Source organism: Mesotoga sp. H07.pep.5.3 (assembly GCF_002752615.1).
Taxonomy (GTDB): Bacteria; Thermotogota; Thermotogae; order Petrotogales; family Kosmotogaceae; genus Mesotoga; species Mesotoga prima.
In genome coordinates this window covers 46,621-65,011 of sequence record NZ_AYTV01000022.1, presented here as the reverse complement: position 1 = coordinate 65,011, position 18,391 = coordinate 46,621, and the positions used below count along the sequence as shown (strand labels likewise).

General features: G+C 48.0%; 13 protein-coding genes and 2 pseudogenes. 9 read left to right on the top strand and 6 right to left on the bottom strand.

Annotated elements, in window-relative coordinates:
• Nucleotides 1–54: 54 nt before the first annotated feature.
• A complete protein-coding gene (locus tag V513_RS09515) occupies nt 55–1,872 on the bottom strand; it encodes an Ig-like domain-containing protein (RefSeq protein ID WP_099772561.1) in 1,818 nt (605 codons plus the stop codon).
• Between the two features lie 578 nt (nt 1,873–2,450).
• Here V513_RS09515 and V513_RS09510 point away from each other — a divergent pair.
• Nucleotides 2,451–3,671 carry a uroporphyrinogen decarboxylase family protein gene (locus tag V513_RS09510; RefSeq protein WP_099772560.1) on the top strand — a complete coding sequence of 407 codons (1,221 nt, stop codon included), beginning with the start codon at nt 2,451–2,453 and terminating at the stop codon, nt 3,669–3,671.
• A gap of 35 nt (nt 3,672–3,706) precedes the next feature.
• Here V513_RS09510 and V513_RS09505 read toward each other — a convergent pair whose 3' ends face one another.
• From V513_RS09505 to V513_RS09490, 4 genes are all read right to left on the bottom strand, one after another.
• Nucleotides 3,707–4,663 carry a uroporphyrinogen decarboxylase family protein gene (locus tag V513_RS09505; protein ID WP_099772559.1) on the bottom strand — a complete coding sequence of 319 codons (957 nt, stop codon included), beginning with the start codon at nt 4,661–4,663 and terminating at the stop codon, nt 3,707–3,709.
• Between the two features lie 3 nt (nt 4,664–4,666).
• Nucleotides 4,667–6,445, bottom strand: a complete 1,779-nt coding sequence (locus tag V513_RS09500; RefSeq protein WP_099772558.1) for an ASKHA domain-containing protein — start codon at nt 6,443–6,445, stop codon at nt 4,667–4,669.
• Nucleotides 6,446–6,551: 106 nt separating this feature from the next.
• A complete protein-coding gene (locus V513_RS09495; protein ID WP_099772557.1) occupies nt 6,552–7,250 on the bottom strand; it encodes a vitamin B12 dependent-methionine synthase activation domain-containing protein in 699 nt (232 codons plus the stop codon).
• A 33-nt stretch (nt 7,251–7,283) separates the two neighbouring features.
• Nucleotides 7,284–8,342 (bottom strand): uroporphyrinogen decarboxylase family protein, encoded by a 1,059-nt coding sequence (locus V513_RS09490; RefSeq protein WP_099772556.1) that lies wholly within the window; start codon nt 8,340–8,342, stop codon nt 7,284–7,286.
• 300 nt (nt 8,343–8,642) lie between these two features.
• Here V513_RS09490 and V513_RS09485 point away from each other — a divergent pair, with 300 nt between their 5' ends.
• The 6 genes and pseudogenes from V513_RS09485 (at nt 8,643) to V513_RS09460 (ending at nt 15,218) form a co-directional block, all read left to right on the top strand.
• Nucleotides 8,643–10,130 carry a DUF2779 domain-containing protein gene (locus tag V513_RS09485; RefSeq protein WP_099772555.1) on the top strand — a complete coding sequence of 496 codons (1,488 nt, stop codon included), beginning with the start codon at nt 8,643–8,645 and terminating at the stop codon, nt 10,128–10,130.
• Nucleotides 10,131–10,214: 84 nt separating this feature from the next.
• Nucleotides 10,215–11,315 carry an NAD(P)H-dependent flavin oxidoreductase gene (locus V513_RS09480; RefSeq protein ID WP_180274873.1) on the top strand — a complete coding sequence of 367 codons (1,101 nt, stop codon included), beginning with the start codon at nt 10,215–10,217 and terminating at the stop codon, nt 11,313–11,315.
• A gap of 69 nt (nt 11,316–11,384) precedes the next feature.
• Entirely contained in the window at nt 11,385–12,017 is a 633-nt protein-coding gene (locus V513_RS09475; RefSeq protein ID WP_099772554.1) for a corrinoid protein, read from the top strand.
• Nucleotides 12,018–12,238: 221 nt separating this feature from the next.
• Nucleotides 12,239–13,483 (top strand): DNA recombination protein RmuC, encoded by a 1,245-nt coding sequence (gene rmuC, locus V513_RS09470; protein WP_099772553.1) that lies wholly within the window; start codon nt 12,239–12,241, stop codon nt 13,481–13,483.
• 280 nt (nt 13,484–13,763) lie between these two features.
• Nucleotides 13,764–14,459 (top strand): queuosine precursor transporter, encoded by a 696-nt coding sequence (locus V513_RS09465; RefSeq protein ID WP_099772552.1) that lies wholly within the window; start codon nt 13,764–13,766, stop codon nt 14,457–14,459.
• Nucleotides 14,460–14,616: 157 nt separating this feature from the next.
• A pseudogene (locus V513_RS09460) lies at nt 14,617–15,218 on the top strand (DNA polymerase ligase N-terminal domain-containing protein).
• Between the two features lie 136 nt (nt 15,219–15,354).
• Here the strand turns inward: V513_RS09460 and V513_RS09455 are convergent.
• Nucleotides 15,355–15,660 (bottom strand): annotated as a pseudogene (locus V513_RS09455) (DUF454 family protein); the annotation flags it as partial.
• Between the two features lie 468 nt (nt 15,661–16,128).
• On the opposite strand from V513_RS09455, the gene V513_RS09450 reads away from it, so the two are divergent.
• Nucleotides 16,129–16,962: a sulfide/dihydroorotate dehydrogenase-like FAD/NAD-binding protein gene (locus V513_RS09450; RefSeq protein WP_099772550.1), complete on the top strand. Its 834-nt coding sequence runs from the start codon at nt 16,129–16,131 to the stop codon at nt 16,960–16,962.
• Nucleotides 16,955–18,334: an NADPH-dependent glutamate synthase gene (gene gltA / locus V513_RS09445; protein ID WP_099772549.1), complete on the top strand. Its 1,380-nt coding sequence runs from the start codon at nt 16,955–16,957 to the stop codon at nt 18,332–18,334. Before V513_RS09450 ends, gltA begins: the two co-directional genes overlap by 8 nt.
• Nucleotides 18,335–18,391 lie beyond the last annotated feature (57 nt).

Sequence of the window (18,391 nt, the reverse complement as noted above, 5' to 3'; positions counted from 1 at the left end):
GTCTATCTTGGGAATTCGCTATTTCACCTCGCATCAGTAGAAGAGGGTTTCTCGTCATGGCACATACCCTGCATCCGTTGCCCACAGGCTAATATTGTCGAACATTATATATGACAGGAAACCATTGCTCGTTGTCATCCTGACTCCATTTGTTCCGGCAGATACTGTGCCATAGACGAAACTCCTTTTATATGTGCCATCTACATATACTGCCGCATTTCCCGTTGTGTGATTGAAGACAACCTTCACTTTGTACCAAACTCCAGGTGAGATATTCATCACTTTCTCGGAATGGTAAGAACCACCTGAATTTGTCCAGCAGATTATTGCCTGGCTTCCTCCTAAGTATCCTATTCCTGTGAATGCATTAGTGTTGTTTGGCGCAATCCAGCCCCATTTGGGTGCTGTGGAGGAACTCAACCTGATGTCGTATTCTAGATAGCCAAGCTTTATGGGTTTCACCGATGAAGTGTAGACCACGGAGTAACCCCCGGTTCCACCGTAGAAGCCGATGACTTTGCCGTGACTGCTAATCGTTGTAATGAAAGGATTGGGCACACTACCAGACTCAATGTAGTGCCATTTCCCGAATGAACCTGTAATAGTTCCTGTAGAATATGTCTCAAAAGTCTCTTCAAAGGCTTTTGTTGGCGCAGTACGAAAACTCCAGACAGGGCCGGTCTTTGTGGCTCCTTTACTGTCTATCGCAACAATCCGCCAGTAGTAATAAGTTGAACTGCTCAGTGCACCGGTAGGGTAAGTAGTCGTACTCCTGTTTGTTTTGAACACAAGAGACGTTGGAGAGGTACCGAAATACACGTCATATGTAACCACATCGCCGTCTGGATCTCCGCCGATCCAAGAGAGTGTAAGATTGGCTGGCTGTGTAAGTGCCCCACTGGCAGGGTTGGGATTCAAAGGGGTATTCGGTGGGTTGTTTATTCCACTTGGATTGATGATTATATCGAATGTTTGGTCGGTTTGGCCTCCATTTCCATCATTTGCTCTGATCGTCGCGTTTCTTGTTCCTGAGTCACTTAACAACGGAGAATAAGTGAAGGTGCTACCGGCCACAGCTCCAACACCAGCAACTTTGGAGAAGGTAAGCGAATCTCCATCGGGATCACTTGCGAATGTGGCGATGTCCAGAGTTAATGTCGTTCCGGCTGTAACATATTGCGGGGAAGGGATCGATAATACGGGAACTCTGTTATTATTGGTAACGGTTACTGAAAAACTTGTCGTCGCCTCTGCTCCTTTTGTGTCAACAGCTCTTAGCACAACACTATAGACTGCTGCTTCCTCAAACCTCACCGCGGCTTCTTCATAGGAGGGAGAGTACTCATAGTTGTTTCCGTTGATCTCACCGGGACCTTCAAGAATATCGAATGTAAGAACATCTCCATCTGGGTCACTGGCGTAGGTTGTAAGCAGAACTGTAAGAGTGGAACCTTCCTGCACAGTTTTATTTGGAATCGTTATCCAGTTTGGAGGTCTGTTCGTGGACATAACGGTGACGTTGAAGCTTTCACTTGCCGTTCCGCCCTTTCCGTCGTCTGCAGTGATCGTAACTGGATATACCGCTTCTTCCTCGAATTCAAGTGCAGATTCGCCGATGTCCGGAGTATAGGAATATAGAGCGCCAACAACACTTCCCTTTCCAGTTACCGAGAAGCTTAAAATATCGCCATCTTCATCTGAAATGTGGTCTGTAAGCAGAATTTCCAGAGTCTTGGTTTCTTCCACAATCTGATCTCCTATCGGAAGAAACCAAACAGGAACTTTGTTTGGCGGGTTGAATGGACACGCAGAAAGCAAAAGGATAAGGAAAACTGCTGGCAGCAAGACAAAACGGTTCTTTTTCAAAAGCATTTTGAACACCGCCATGCTTTGCCATTCCAGTGGCATATGAAGTCAGCATCTCTATTGTTTGAGTCTACTTCACGACTGAACGACATTATCTTTCGATTAGAAGATTAAGAAGAATAAGAATGTGAGCTGAATTTGCTTCGGAAGAGTCACATGTATTTCGTTAATAAACCCACTAGGTTAACTAAATAAGTTTGAAATTAAAAGCAAATCGACATGTACATCACCGAATAGCGAATGATATTTTGAGACGACTCCAGCTATTGCCAAAAAGAGCGAGAAGAGACTGATAGAGCCTTCGCTATACTTGATCGGCTGAGCTTGGCCAAATTGATCAAAATCACTATATTGCTTTTCTATTTAGATTTGAGCTGCTAGGGTCGATTTGCAATAATCAGGGAGTTGCTGTACGTTCTTCAGAAGATGTCTCAGAAACTGACCGCTCATTCGTTCCTGCTACTATGCGCTTAGAGATGAACCCTCCTTGTATATCCTGGAGTAGTGACGCAATATAGTCTATCTCAGGCATAATTGATTCGTGGAATCTCAGGGGGACAAAGATTTAAAAGGAGAGGAACCAGATGACTTCACGAGATAGAGTGTTGAAAACGTTGAAACACTGCGAACCTGATCGTGTTCCAATCGATCTGGGAGGAATGAGGTCGACCGGCATTCATGTCAAGGCTTACAGAAAACTCGCCGACTATCTTGGTTACTGTGATCTTCCAGTAAGGGTTTTCGATGTTCATCAGATGCTTGCCTTTGTGGATGAGGAGATCAGGAGAGAAGTCCATTCCGATGCGATTGAACTCAAGAGACTGAATGGAGGCTTTGGAACTCGAATCGATTCCTGGAAAGGGCGAGACATCTTCGATGATGGGTCGAGATACCTCTTTCCAGATGGATTCGACCCGAAAGCGAAGGAGGACGGTTCGCTCGTAATCGAGAGGGACGGTGTCGAAGTCGCGACAATGCCCAGAGGCGGCCACTACTTCGACAGGAGTTACTTTCCCCTGGCCCATGCCGGGAGAAAAGAGGAGATCTCGGCCCTTGTTTTGCCAAGATTGACCGGCGAGGAAATCGCGTTTTTGAAGGCTCAGCTCACGGGAATACGCGAATCGACAGACTGCGCCGTGATCGGGGCTTTCGGGGGGAACTTCCTTGAGGCCGGCCATTCAATGTTCGGGTACCAGGAGTTCATGGAGAGGCTCATTACCGATCGGCCTCTGATGGAGTTCTTTCTTGACCGTCTTCTAGAGACCTATCTTGTAGATCTGGAGAAGTATCTCTCTGCCCTGGGAGACGATATAGATATTATTCAGATCGGCGACGATTACGGCACCCAGGAGAACACCGCGATATCGCCACGAATTTTCAGATCTATCTTCAAACCTAGACTTAAGACCCTGTGCGACTTCATTCATAGGAAGAAACCCGATCTTTTCATCTTTCTTCACTCCTGCGGGTCTGTCTATACCTTCATACCAGATTTCATAGAAGTCGGTGTTCAGATACTGAATCCGGTTCAGACCAACGCGAAGAATATGGAGCCGGAAAGGCTCAAGAATGAATTTGGAAGAGATATCGTCTTCTGGGGAGGGGGATGCGATACACAGCACGTCCTGCCTTTCGGAACACTAAAGGACCTTGAGGACGATATTCGCCGCCGCATCGACATTTTTTCTCCTGGGGGAGGCTTCGTTTTTTCTCCCATCCACAATATTCAGGCCGAAGTGCCACCCGAGAAGATCTTCAGAGTTTTCGAGTGCGCATACGAATACGGTTCCGATAATACCCGCTGAAGAAACTGCTCTTGTTCTAGACTTGAGACGTTCTGTTACGAACGATAATTCCTGCCGGCTCTGAAGAAGGCGGAGATGTTCTCTGGAGGGGTCTCCAGTGGGATGTCGCAGCCTGAACTCAAGATGAAGTTGGGAACATCCTTCATTTTCTCGAGAAGTATTGCAGTCTCTCTTTCGACTTCCTCTTCATTTGACTGAAGAAAGACCTTAACCGGATCTATGTTGCCTATAAGAAAAACATCTTCGGGAACTCTCTCCGCTGCAGCCCTCAGGTCCACCATGCTGTCAAGGCTCAATCCGTAGGCGCCGCTTGCGCCCATAGGCTCTACTATGTGTTCCGTGTCTCCACAGATGTGATAAATCAAAGGTTTTGAAAGGTCGGATCTTAGCCTTTCAAAATATGGAAGTACGAAACGTTTAAACTGTCTCTTAGACAAAAGCACCGCCGTCGGTTCAAGCACGGCTATCATATCTGCGCCGTGGTCGATTAGCGCTCTCGAGTATTCACTTACAACCCTTGAGCAGAAATCTATTACGCTCTCTGCAAAAGCCGGATCTTCTATCAGTTTCATACAGAGGTCTGTAACCCCAACGAGTTCTCCTGCTAGGCTGAGCGGACCGATAACGTAGCTGCCCCTCTTTACCGGCAATTCTCTTGCCATTTTATCTGCGATCTCTGCGAAGACCCCCATTCTCCCGGATACTCCCCTCCAGGAGTTCGCCACTGAGGAAAGCTCGTCCGGGCCCTTTATTGGATGTTCCTTCACGTAGGGATTGTCATCCTCGGGGAAACCGACTTCCAGTCCCAACGCCTCGGCCTCGACCGTCAGGTCCATCATGAAGAAGATCCCGTCTGGCTGAAACTCCTCCATAATCTTGGCAAGAGAGTTAAACTGGATTTTCGCATTTGTGAGATTCTCTTTGAGCTTCGTTCCCGTCAGTCTTGCGCCCGGTGCGCCGAGCAAAGGTATGATTGATCTATCGAAAGCCATTTCTCATCCCTCCCTCAAGGCAAGATTGTCAACGAAAATCTCGTTGAAGTCCTTTCTGCCAGATAGTTCAACATAGTATATGCTGCAGCTAAGATCTTCCGCTCTCTCTCGAATTCCGCTGTCCAGAACTGCCAGAACTGCCCCAAGACCGGCCGCATTTCCGACGGGCAAGACTCTTTCGACTGGGACATTGGGAAGCATGCCTATTCGCAGAGCGTTCTCGGGATCGATGTAGTTCCCGAAGGCTCCGGCAAGCAAGATCCTGTCGATGTCTCGCGTCTCGATGCCGGCCCGGTCCATCAAGACGGATGCTCCCGCTCGAATGGCTGCCTTTGCAAGTTGCACTTCACGAATATCTCTCTTGTTTATACGCACTATGCCCGCAGGGCCTTCAAGCTCGAAGTACTCTCCTTTGATTCGTCCCGATTCGCTAAGAATACCCGCACCTATCATCACGGCAATCGCGTCTATCAATCCCGAACCACAGATTCCAGAGACCTTCGACCCATTCACCGTACTGAACCCGATATCTCTTCCGTTGAGCCACACATGATCGACCGCTCCCGACCTGGCAATAGTCCCCTGACTTATGTTGCCTCCTTCGAATGCCGGACCTGCCGCGGTGGAGCAGGTGAAGATTCGGTCACCCCTTTTGAGGGCCATCTCTCCGTTGGTTCCGATGTCTACGAGGAGAACGTTGCCGGAATCTTCGACGAATCCCGACGAGAGAATACCGGCCGTTATATCCGAGCCTACGTAGGCAGAGATTCCAGGCATTATGTAGATTTTCGAATTTGGAATGGACTCTTCTAGGTCGAGTTCCCGTGATTCGAATACCTTTCCTCCGGTGAATGCCGGTATGAAAGGTGAGGAGGCGATTCTCTCGGGGCTTATTCCGAGAAGAATATGGATCATCGTAGTGTTTCCCACTATCGAAGTGTCGTAGATCCTTTCCTTCGATACTGCGCTTTCTCTACAAAGATCGTCGATCAGCTTGTTCAGTGTGGTAAGAACTGCCGCTCTCAGTTCATCGATTCCTTTGGCTCTCTTCATAGTGTAATCTATCCTGGAAATGACATCCTGGCCATATAAAGACTGGGGATTTGGGGCAGATCGAACAGCAAGAATCTCTCCCGACTTGAGATCCGCCAGGTAAACTGCGAGAGTTGTCGTGCCGATGTCGATAGCGACACCGAAGATTCCACTTTCGTCAGAGAACGGTAGTATGTCTATTACTTCACTTCCGTACATGACGGCCCGGCCTCTGTAATCTATCTCCCTTATGATGCGGGGAAGGTTTCTAAGAAGATTCAGTCTGTCAATCCGTGGTCTTTCTGTAACGAGAGCACTGATCAGTCTTGAGTAGTCTGAAGCCTGGTCATGGATATCCGGCTTTGAAAGAGAAAACTCTTCGAGCCTAACCTGTGGGGATATCTCTCGTATCATGATCTTCGGAAGAGCCGGCTTGGAAACTGCAGAATCCACTTCCGGATCCTCCGTTTTGACTCTGACATCGGTCATGACTTTGAACTGGCAGCTCAGCCTGTATCCGGCCGCAATCTCGTCTCGGGTCAGAAGTCTTGCCTCGGTAAGGGTCGGCGGGAAGGCCTCGCTTCCTTCATCTAAAAGGACCTTGCACTTTCCGCAGTTTCCCCTTCCTCCGCATACTGCACTTATGGGCTGAGACTCCCTTCTCAAAACATCGAGCAGAATCTCGCCTCTCTTTGCCGTCACTGTTCTTTGCGAAGGCAGGAATATGACCTTATGCACAGCTTCTTTCATTGTCTATCTTCTCTCCTCATCGGTATCCTCGATTCCATATGGCCTATCCCTTTACTCGATAGCTCCATTGCAGCGGGCTCTTTCCTGGCGGCGAGATTTGGCTATTCTATTCAAAAGAGTTCCTCAGCTTCTCATCATATGGGGCACTTCTGTAATGACAGTTAACCCTTCTGCAAACCATGCAGCTCCTGTAATCCTTCTCGGATCGAAAGGCGATCCCCGAAATCGACTTCGTCGGAATCATGAGAAGAGATTCCTTCAGCTCGACCCCAATTTCATCCTTCACATTTCCAATCAAGGAAAACAACTCCTTCTGCTGCTGCAAAGGCCAGATTTCCGCATCTCCCGAACCCGGAGACATCCAGACTAGATTCTCGATCAGGTTGTTCCTTGAAATCTCCCTTCTCATGAATCCGGCTGCCTCATGGAGTACGTGCTCCAGCAAGCTATCCCAGAGAAAGATCTTGAGAAAGTCTGCACGATCGAGCGGGTACTCGTAAAGTTCTCGTCCGGAAGTTATGACGAATGGGAAGACTCTGCCCACCGAATGGAGTTTTTTCGACAGGAGACGGCTCTCGAAGCGAACCCCGTCTATCGTAACTTCGTCGCCGTTAACGCTGTCGACGAAGCAGGTTCTGTAGATTGCCTTTGGGTTTGCAGTCTCACGGGCTTTCTCGACGAGCTCTTTGAAAGCAGCCTCTTCCTCAGAACCGGCTCTGATACGCAGGCTTTCACCAAGCGAAGCCTCATTTATTTCGAAAGGTATGCCTTTCAAAACCGAGACGTTTTTCTCGCGTTCTACCATGAACCAACCGAATCGGAAACCGGTTCAAAGTATCTAGCGAGAGTTGAATTCATTTCCGGCCTCCAGCATTGCGAGATAGTTTTTCACCGGGATGTAGTTGGCGACGGTGTTGCCGGTGCCTAAAGCATACCCGCCTCCCGGAGCGCATTGCTCAAGAGTAGCGAGGGTTCGACTCCTCACTTGCTCGACGGAGGCATGGCATAGAAAATCAACATCTATTCCTCCGAGGATCGAAATTCTCTTGCCCCATCTTCGCTTCACTTCGGGAACAGGCATTATCTGGTCTTCAAAGGAGTGTTTTGCATCGACTCCGGCGTCTATTATATCGTCCATCACAGTGGTTAAGTTTCCGCAACTATGAAGGACGAAGGGTTTACCGTTTGCATGTACCACACTGGCTATCTCTTTGTACCACGGGAAAACAAGTCTTCTGAGATGTCTCGGAGAGAAGATGGTCGATGTCTTGTATCCCAGATCGTCTCCAAAACAGTATGCTCCCACGCAGTCCATCGAAGAGATTATCTTCGCGGCTCCGACCAGAACATTGCCGATCTTTTCGTTGAGAGTGTTGACCAGCTCGGGATCCTCGTAAACGGCCATGGAGAGATTTTCGACACCCATCAGGAAGCTGGAGTGCTCAAATGGCCCACCGGAAGCACCTCCAACTACTTTCATTCCTTCGGGAAGGTGGTCTCCCAGCTTACGGAAAAGGTCGAAATCAACAGCTTCCTCTGGCTTCGGCCAGTCAGCTTCCTGGAGATCTTTCAGGGTCTTGATAGGGCCACCCTTTTCATTCATCCACTTTCTGCTTTCTCTCCTGTATGTGGCCGTGTCTTCACCATGGATGTAATCGGGAGTTGGAAAGCGCGGAGCCTGATAGAAGGGAACGTAGTCATATCCCATTTCCTTATAGAAACCGACCAGCTGGTCGAAGTATCTGTCGGGATCCTCTTCTACTTTTGCAAGTTTGTAGCCCATCACTTCTTCCATTATTTCATCGTCGGCAAAGAGCTCAAAGAAAGGAACTCTGCAAGGTTCTCCGTTACGCCTGAAGACGTCCAGAATCACTGTGAAATCGGGTGCCGGTTTCAAGTAGATCCCTCCCCATTTTTTCCAAAGGCTCAAAACTTCTCAAGCTGCGATCGGATTCAAGTATATCGAGTATTCATCAAAAACATTCTAGCATCAATTCACATCTCAAATGAAGCCTCTCGCTTGAGTGGATTTAATTATGAAGCATTACGGCCTCGACGGATGCGTACCTGCATTTACGGGAATAATCAACTTACGAAAGAAAGCCTAAGAACCGTACCGATCAGTACTGTTATAATCATCATGAGATGAGTCTGATGCCCCGCATTCAACTCTCTTCATGCCTCGAGGTGAAGCCAGATGAGACTCATTACTAAGAAGATGTTTCTTGAGTACGACTATTGCCCCGTCAGGGGATGGATCGAGAGGAATGAACCTCGGGAATTCACGCCGACCATCGCAGAGGATTTCAGGATGAAGGAAGGCCTCGATGTCGGGAGAAGGGCGAGAAGTCTCTTTCCTGAAGGCATTCTGATAGAAGAACCGGATCCATTTGAGGCCTCCTTCATAACCGAACGGATTATCGGTGACAGGCGGTCCGTAACTCTTTTCGAACCTGCTTTTATCAGTGGCGATTTCGTCTCCAGGGCCGATGTTGTGAGAAAAGAGGGCGAGGCACTGGATGTCTTCGAGGTCAAGTCCAGCCTTGCCGGTTCATCTAACACAAAGGACTACATAAGGGATCTCTCTTACACGGTATCTGTCATAGAAAACTTGGGTTACAGAGTCAAGAAAGCATGTTTGATAATGATCTCAAGGATGTATCGCAAGGGCGATGACGACCGGAAGCTTTTTGAGATAATAGACGTAACTGGCGAGGTCTCGGAGCAGAAAATCGAGATAAAGGCCAAACTCGAATCTGCCTCAGCTATCCTGACTTCAACATTGATCCCTTCTGGCTCACTGGGATACAAATGCAGGGACTGCGAGCATCTTCGAAGATGCTTCGGCCTGGAAAGGAAACAAAGCATCTTTGAGCTTCCCAGACTGGGTGCCGACAAGACAGATGCTTTGATCGAGAAGGGATACTTCTATCTAGAAGAGCTTCCTCAGGAGGTACTCGGTGACAAACCACTCCTGCAAAGAGTCTTTCGCGGAGCCAAGTCGGGAAGGATAGTCTTTGACGAACCCGAAGAACTGCGTGAAAAGCTGAACAGTCTCAAGTATCCGATAGGTTATCTCGATTTCGAGACTGCCGCCTCGGTTATCCCCCTGTACGATGGACTGGCTCCCTACGAGGGGATTCCGTATCAGTATTCACTGCACATTCGAAGGGAAGTCTCGGGCGTCCTGGAACACAGGGAGTTTCTCTTCAACAATCCTTCGAGAGATGAGAGTCTTCTGCTGGCCGAAAGGCTTGTTGAGGACCTGAAGGACTGCAGAACACTTATGGCACACCATGCTTCCGTCGAGAGGAATATTCTCAGATGGCTGTCTAACAGATACAAGGATTTCCCAGAGCTTTCAGAACAGCTCATATCCTTCTCGGAAATATTTGTAGATTCAGAACTCCTTGTGAAAAACCACATATATCATCCCGACTTCGGGGGCAGCTTCTCGATCAAAAAACTTCTTCCTGCACTTGTGGAAGGTGTTGGTTATGAAGGGCTGTTTATCCACAACGGTGACGATGCCAGGTATGTTTTCGTAAATATGGCTCTGGGAAATTACAGAGAGTCAGAGATAGAGAAAATAAGAAGAGATATGCTGGAATACTGCAAGATGGATACACTGGCGATGGTGGAGATTCACAGGTTTCTCTGCGATCTTTCATCGGAACAGGGATGAGTCAAATGGAAAAAAGAGTATTCGGCAGGTTCTTAATCGAATTCTTTTCAAAGTAGAATAGTTTGGTCATCAAATTAGGTTATTATGAATCATGCACAGTTTTTGGCATCGAGAGGATGTGACGACATAGAGATTTTCAGGATAAAGAATCATGAGGCATCTCTACCCCTTATTCAGGGTGGAATGGCCGTAGGGATATCTCTGGACAACCTTGCCGCTTCCGTTGCTTCTGAAGGTGGAATAGGGGTTATTGGGACGGCAGGTATCGGTATGACGGTTGACGGTTACAGAAAAAATTTCAGGCAGGCAAGCATCGATGGTCTGAAGAATACAATAAGAAGGGCAAGGGAGAAGACTAAAGGGGTTCTGGGAGTAAACATAATGGTGGCCCTCACAAACTACGCAGAGATGGTGGCAACGGCCGTGAAGGAGAAGATAGACATAATCATTTCTGGCGCAGGACTGCCTCTAGATCTTCCCTCTTATCTCGAGGAAGGATCGGAAACGGCTATCATTCCTGTAGTCTCATCTCTGAAGTCTGCGACTGTAATATTCAAGAGATGGTTTAGCAGGTACAAGTACATCCCCGACGGTTTCGTTGTGGAGGGACCAAAGGCGGGCGGCCACCTCGGATACAGAGTCGAGGAGATTTTCTCTGAAGAGAGTTCGCTCGAGAAGACAGTACCCGAAATTAGAAGGTTTGTGGATCAAGTGAAACGGGATACCGGGAAGAACATACCTGTGATAGCGGCCGGGGGAATATTTGACAGAGATGATGTCGAGAGAGTCTTCAAGCTGGGAGCTTCTGCCGTTCAAGTGGGAACTGCCTTTGTGGCAACGGAAGAGTGCGATGCAGACTACAGGTTCAAACAGGCATTCGTCGATGCGCGCAGCGAAGATATCACGATTATCAAGAGTCCCGTGGGAATGCCCGGAAGAGCGATCAGGAACAAGTTCATAGAAGATGTCGAGGAGGGGAAAAGAAAGCCCTTCAAATGTGCTTTTCAATGCATAAAGACATGTAATTACAGAGAAGCGCCTTATTGCATTGCTGAGGCACTTATGAATGCGTGCAAGGGAGATCTCGAAAACGGGTTCGCCTTTTGCGGAAGCGAGGTACACAGAATAAGCGGTATCACTACCGTGAAAAAGGTAATAGATAGACTGTTTGGAGAAAAGCGTTGAAGCGATTCTTTTCACTGCGTTTTTTGATACAAGCTCTTTGATCATAGATAAATGTACGGGAGGTTGAAAATGAAAAGTCTGGAGAAGATAAGGAACGCGATAATCGAGACAATGCCGGCAGAGGCCGGGGTGGCCACTGAAGAGGCTCTGGCTGAAGGCCTCAGCGCGAAGGAAATCCTGGATGGTGCACTTATCCCGGGCATGGACGAAGTCGGGAAGCTCTTCAGGGAGGGCGAGTATTTCGTTCCCGAGGTACTTGTTGCCGCCAAAGCGATGAACCAGTGCATGAACCTTATCGAGCCGCTTCTTGTAAGCGGGGGAGTCAAGAAGATCGGGAAGGTAGTCGCCGGTACCATAGAAGGAGATCTCCATGATATTGGAAAGAACCTCGTCTGTATGATGCTCAAGGGAGCGGGCTTCGAGATAATCGATCTCGGCGTTGATGTGAAGCCCGAAGAGTTCGTTGAGGCAGCCAGAGATGCAAAGCCCGATATTCTTGTTGTTTCAGCCCTGTTGACAACCACCATGCTGAATATGCCCAGAGTTATCGAAGAACTTAAGAAGGCAGGTATTCGGGACTGTGTGAAGGTCTTGATAGGCGGGGCCCCTGTCAGCCAGACCTATGCCGAGGAGATTGGGGCAGACGGCTATTCTCCAGACAGCTCGGGAGCGGTCGAACTGGCAAGAAGACTCGTTTCTTGAGTGGTTCATTGGTTTCTTTTCTTGATGAGGATCGACAGTTAACAGGTTGGGAAGACGAAAAATAAGAGAGATTTCCCGCTTCTATCTCTTTCAAGCTTTTTGCCTGTTTTGACTGCAGCTAGGTGAATTGCTATAATATTTAGGTATTCATTCGTTTATTTGTTTTGTACGTTTTTATTTGATGGCGGATAGACCGTCTCGTTACGGATGGAGGGTTAAGTATGCTTATCGCCCTGATAATTCTGTCGATAGTTACACTGATCTCCTTTCTCTTCGCAATTGCATCTATAAGAAGATTATCCCGGAGCATCAAGAAGAACCAGGAGCTACAACTCAGCCTTAAGGATCTCGAAAGGGATGTCTCGGATAGAGATGAGAAGCTCCAGTGGTTGACTTCTGCCAAGGAGGAACTTGAAGAGACTTTCAAGGCTATTTCCTCGGACGTTTTGAATTCCAGTACTGAAAACTTCATTCGACAGGCAAACGACAAGTTCTCTGGCCTACTGAAACTCCAGAAAGAAGACTGGGGAAGTCAGAAAAAGGATTTTGAGAGCCTTGTCAGCCCGGTAAGAGACAATCTTGAAAAGCTCGAGAAAAATGTTAATGAGCTTGAATCAAAAAGGGAAGGAGCTTATAAAGCTCTTGAAGAGCAGCTGAAAATGCTTTCCGAAGCCAACACCGACCTCAGACAGGGCGTAACGGATCTCAAGAGCGCCTTGAGGAACAGATCGACACGCGGCCGTTGGGGCGAGATAGAGCTTCGCCGCATTGTTGAGCTCAGCGGGATGACCGAACATGTTGACTTTGTGGAACAGGAGTCTATCGATAACGGTAGACCGGACATGATAGTGAAGCTGCCCAATAACGCCTTCATTCCCGTCGATGCCAAAGTGCCGCTGGACAGTTATTTGACCGCGCTGGAAGAAGAAGACGAATCTCTTAGAAAGCATCTCATGGGTAACTACGCGAAGAATGTCCGCGATACCGTCAACAGGCTTGCCGGTAAAAAATACTCGGAGGCCTTCAGTAGAACGGCCGATTTTGTTGTCATGTTCGTTCCTCTGGAATCGGCAATCAACGCCGCCTTTCTCGCAGATCCTGAACTTTTCGAATATGCCGTTTCAAGAAAGATCCTGATCGCCTCTCCCGTCAATCTAGTTGCATTGCTCAAGTCCGTTGCATATGGATGGCAGCAGTACAGTCTTACAGAAAATGCCGAGCGTCTCGTTCAAGCCTCTAAGGAACTCTATGAAAGATTTCGGGTCTTTTTTTCCCATTACAGCAGATTACAGGGCCATCTCAAAAACGCCGTAAAGGCCTACAATGATGGGGTGGGCTCCTTTGAAAGCAGACTGCTACCCAAAGTCAGGGAGATAGAAGCACTTGCCGAGGTAAACGAAAAACTGGAAGAAATCGAGGAGATCTTGGATGAGCCTAAATCGTCGGATCTCGTCGACCGCAACTGAATTGCTCATCCGGTAGCGATTTATTGAGGAATACACTTGAACACGCGAAGTTCTCATGGGTACGGTGTTTTCTTGACGACCCGATCCGGCCGCTTCTTGGCATAGTCTTAGTAAGCGCTTCCCGCTTCTAGTGACGTTTTTCCTTCCACTGTGAATGCAATCCCGTCTTTTCGCTCTTATTTCAACCAAGATTCACAGCAGTGGTTTCAAGATCTTTTATGCGATAAAATGCGAAAGGGAGCTTTGAGGTTTCCAAGATCACGAGAAGAAGGAGATATAGATGAATGAGATTCTCTGGTTCTTAATGCTGGTAGTGAACTTCGCTTTGATTACCGTAGCATACAGATGGTGGGGAAAGACGGGTCTTTACGTATGGGTAGCCATTGCCGCGATAATAGCTAACGTTCAGGTTATCAAGACAGTCTCTCTCTTCTGGATGGCCGCCACGCTCGGCAATATCGTATATGCGACATCTTTTCTCGCTACAGACATCCTATCGGAAAACCACGGAAAGAAAGAGGCCAGGAAGGCCGTTTACGTGGGATTCTTCTCCCTAATATCCGTTACGGTGATAATGCAGATTGCGCTCGCCTTCGAGCCCCACCCTTCAGACTTTTCGCAAGAACACCTTTCTGTGGTATTTGGTTTCCTTCCCCGTATCGCTCTTGCAAGCCTTGCCGCATACTGGTGTTCTCAGCTGCATGATGTCTGGGCATATGAGTTTTGGAGAAACAGGTTTCCTCATAAGCGCCACATTTGGATCAGAAACAACGCAAGCACTATGGTCTCCCAGTTAATAGATACGGCAATCTTCACTACCATAGCCTTTGCAGGGGTCTTTTCGGCCGATGTCTGGTGGCAGATATTCTGGTCCACTTATATTCTGAAATGGGTCGTTGCCGTTCTAGACACACCGTTCATTTATCTCGCCAGAAAGATGAAAGACGACGGGAAGATCAGAGATCTTGTTCCATAAGTCTTTTCAAAGGCCGAAAATCCTTAATCAATGAGCCGTTTGAGCTTCAGCTTTTGGAAACCGCCGATCTCCGGCTGGTATAATTGGGCCGAATATCCTCTGTTCAATGGTTTGGTACTTGAACTTTCAGGTAAGTCACCAGATCGGGAGGTGAACTATGAGCGAAAGAGAAGAGAAACTAGATAAATACGCGAAAAAGAGAGATTTCACCAAGACATCGGAACCCGATGGAAGAGAGGCCTCTATTGAATGGTAAAAAAGAGGCCGGTATTCGTCATTCAGAAGCATGATGCTTCAAGACTTCACTACGATTTTAGAATAGAAGTCGACGGGGTTCTCAAGTCATGGGCCGTTCCCAAAGGACCTTCAACGGATCCATCGGAAAAGAGGCTGGCCGTTCCCACGGAAGACCATCCCCTTGAATACGGCGATTTCGAGGGAAATATCCCCGAAGGCGAGTACGGAGGCGGCACGGTCCTTCTATGGGACCGGGGAACCTACAGAAATCTGAAGGAAGACCCTGAATCGAATCCTATTTCAAAGCAGATAGAAGACGGGCATATTACAATATGGCTCGAAGGCCGGAAACTTAGAGGCGGTTACGCTCTCATAAGAACAGGTAAAGGTAGCAAAGCGAGATGGCTTCTCGTAAAGATGAATGATGAGGAGGCCGATGCGCGGAGAAATCCGACAGCCACCGAACCCGATTCGGTAAAGACCGGTAGAACTCTCGAAGAGATTCGTGATTCCGGAGAGTAATGTTGATTTGAAAGACCCTTGTTATCTGGAAATTGATCAGACAGTATATGCCTGACCCATTTTGAAGACCTCAAAAGCTTTCAAATGTCTAGAAGACCTTTCAGATATGAAAAAACACCGGCGTTTTGGAGTTGCCTCAGTCATTTGAGCCGGGGTATTTGTCGATCATCTCTGGATTCTTAAGGCCCTCCCTAACTTTTTCAAGGATCTCGCCCGTCAGTATCTTCAGTTTCAACGGATGAATGGATACGGCCGAGCCAACTCCGACGAGGATAAGTGTGACGGCAGTATTGGATATCAGTATCATTGTCAAGGTGAGAGTAGACCAAAGCAATAGAAAGGCAAGGTTCCTTCCTCTCCTCCTTACTGCGCGGAAATGAAGATAGCTGTAGATGTATGCGCCGAAGAGCCTGTGACAGATCAGCCATCTATAAAGCTTTTCAGAGCTCCTAGATTAACAAAATGCCGTCAACAACAAAAAGTGAGTTGTTGGCAGCAAAGGAAGAATTATTTTCGCTATCCCAAGAAATAGGGACAGCGCAGTGAGTTTGACTTTCTTCTTCGATCTTTTTCCATGTTTTTCTCCTGCCTTGATAATACCGAAGAGCGTACAACGTTGGGCAGGCTTTAAATTAGGTTCTCGGCAATCTAGCGGTTAAGTTTATGGAAGTACAATCAACTTTGAATTAGAGAAAGCGCTGTAAAGAGAAAAAAGAGTTCGATCGGAGAATCAAGACCGTTAGATATTCCTACTTTTAATGATTCTGACATGACATTATGCTGACTTCTTCTTAGGGAAGTAGAGATGGTAGTTCAATTACTGGATCTCCCCCAGTTCAGAGTTTTAGTTAGGTTTAATAACTTCTATATTGTGATAAGGATTCTGATATCATTAAGATGAGGTGATTGAATGCACGCAGTTCTCTCAAAGAAAAGAATCGCTCCCGATACGTATGATATCTGGCTTTCTCATCCAGATATCTACAGATACGCAAAACCAGGTCAGTTCCTGATAATAAGGATAGACGAGTTTGGTGAGAGGATTCCTCTCACGATAGCGTCGGCAGAAAAAGACAGGGTAAGGGTGATAGTGAAGGCCGTTGGAAAGAGCACCTATAAACTCTGTGCAATGCACGAAGGAGAATCCGTAGCCGATATAGTCGGCCCCCTTGGAAATCCCAGCGAGATCGAGAAACTTGGAACGGTCTGTGTTGTTGGTGGAGGAGTGGGAATAGCTCCTTTGTTTCCCGTTGCAAGGGCTCTCAAATCTGCCGGAAACGAGGTAATCGGTATACTGGGTGCGGCGAACAAGGATCATCTGATTATGGTCGACGAGTTTAAACCCTTTCTTGACAGGCTTTACCTCTCTACAGATGACGGCTCTGCCGGAGTTAAGGGAACCGTTACGAACCCGCTCAAAGAGGTAATCGCAGATTATACGCCAGCAACGATATGGGCAATCGGTCCGATGGTTATGATGAAGTTCGTCTCTCTTCTCGCTTCCCAGAATGACATACCTTGCTGGGTGTCTCTCAATCCGATAATGGTTGATGGCACGGGAATGTGTGGCGCCTGCAGGGTTGAGGTCGGAGGCGAGATGAAGTTCGCCTGCGTTCATGGGCCGGAGTTTGACGGCCGATTGGTTAACTGGGACGAGCTGATCAAAAGGCAGTATCAGTACAGAGAAGAGGAACGGCTTGCTCTTGAGAAATACGTACGTGAATTGGGTGAGAAGGATGGTTGAGAAGTTCAAAGTAAGAATGAGAGAACTCGACCCTTCGGAGAGAGTTAACAACTTCAAGGAGGTTGCCCTCGGCTACACTAAGGAAGAGGCAATCGCTGAGGCAAATAGATGTCTCCAGTGCAAACACAAACCCTGTGTGGCCGGTTGCCCTGTTGGAATAGATATTCCCGGTTTTATCAAGGCCCTTAGAGAGGGTGACATCGAGAAGAGCACGAGAATCTTGAAACATGCGAACAACCTTCCGGCCATCTGTGGACGAGTCTGCCCTCAGGAGAAGCAGTGCGAACTGGCCTGCGTCGTAGGAAAGATTCCCGGCAGCGAGCCCATTGCAATAGGGAGACTGGAGAGATTCGTTGCCGATCAGAATATTTCACTCGAGACCACCGTGAAGCCGTCTGTAAACAAGAGAGTTGCTGTAATCGGTGCAGGTCCGGCCGGATTGACGGCCGCCGCCGATCTCGCGAAAGAGGGTTTTTCGGTTACAGTCTTCGAAGCCTTCCATACGGCGGGAGGTGTGCTTGTTTATGGTATTCCCGAATTCAGGCTCCCTAAAGAGATCGTCGCAAAGGAAGTCGAATTTGTGAAGAGCCTGGGAGTTGAATTCCGTTTCAACCAGATCGTCGGCCGAACGATTCCATTCGAAGAGATCAAAAACGAATATGATGCCGTCTTCATAGGTATCGGCGCAGGCGCCCCGAGATTCATGGGGATTCCGGGATCGAATCTCAACAACATATTTTCCTCTTCCGAATATCTCACGAGGACAAACCTGATGAAGGCCTATCTCTTTCCGATGTACGACACACCAGTAAAAATAAAAGACAGAGTGGCCGTGATTGGAGCCGGAAATGTGACGATGGACGCTGCAAGAACTGCAAAGAGGCTCGGAGCCAAAGAGGTCCATGTGGTCTACAGGAGAAGCGAAGAAGAGATGCCCGCGAGAATAGAGGAGTATCACCATGCCGTAGAAGAGGGAATCGTGTTCCACTGGCTAACCCTTCCCGTTGAGTACATAGGAGATATAAACAACAACGTCACCGGGATGAAGTGCGTAAAGATGACTCTGGGAGAACCGGACGATTCGGGGAGAAGAAGACCGATACAGGTTGAAGGATCGGAATTCATTATGGAAGTTGACATGGTCATCGAAGCAATCGGTCAGACTCCAAATGCCATTTTGAAGGCCGGTTTCCCAACTATAAGACTGAACAAATGGGGCAACATCGATGCCGATGAAGCCAGCGGCAGGGTTGACGAAGGCATCTTTGCCGGCGGAGACATCGTTACGGGCTCTGCAACGGTAATAGAAGCGATGGGAGCCGGCAAACGCTCGGCGAGGGCGATAAAGTCATACTTATTGCGTAAGGGGTAGGCTTCAGCACTGCAATGTATATTTGTGGAGAGTTAATCTAGAGTATTTCCTAATACG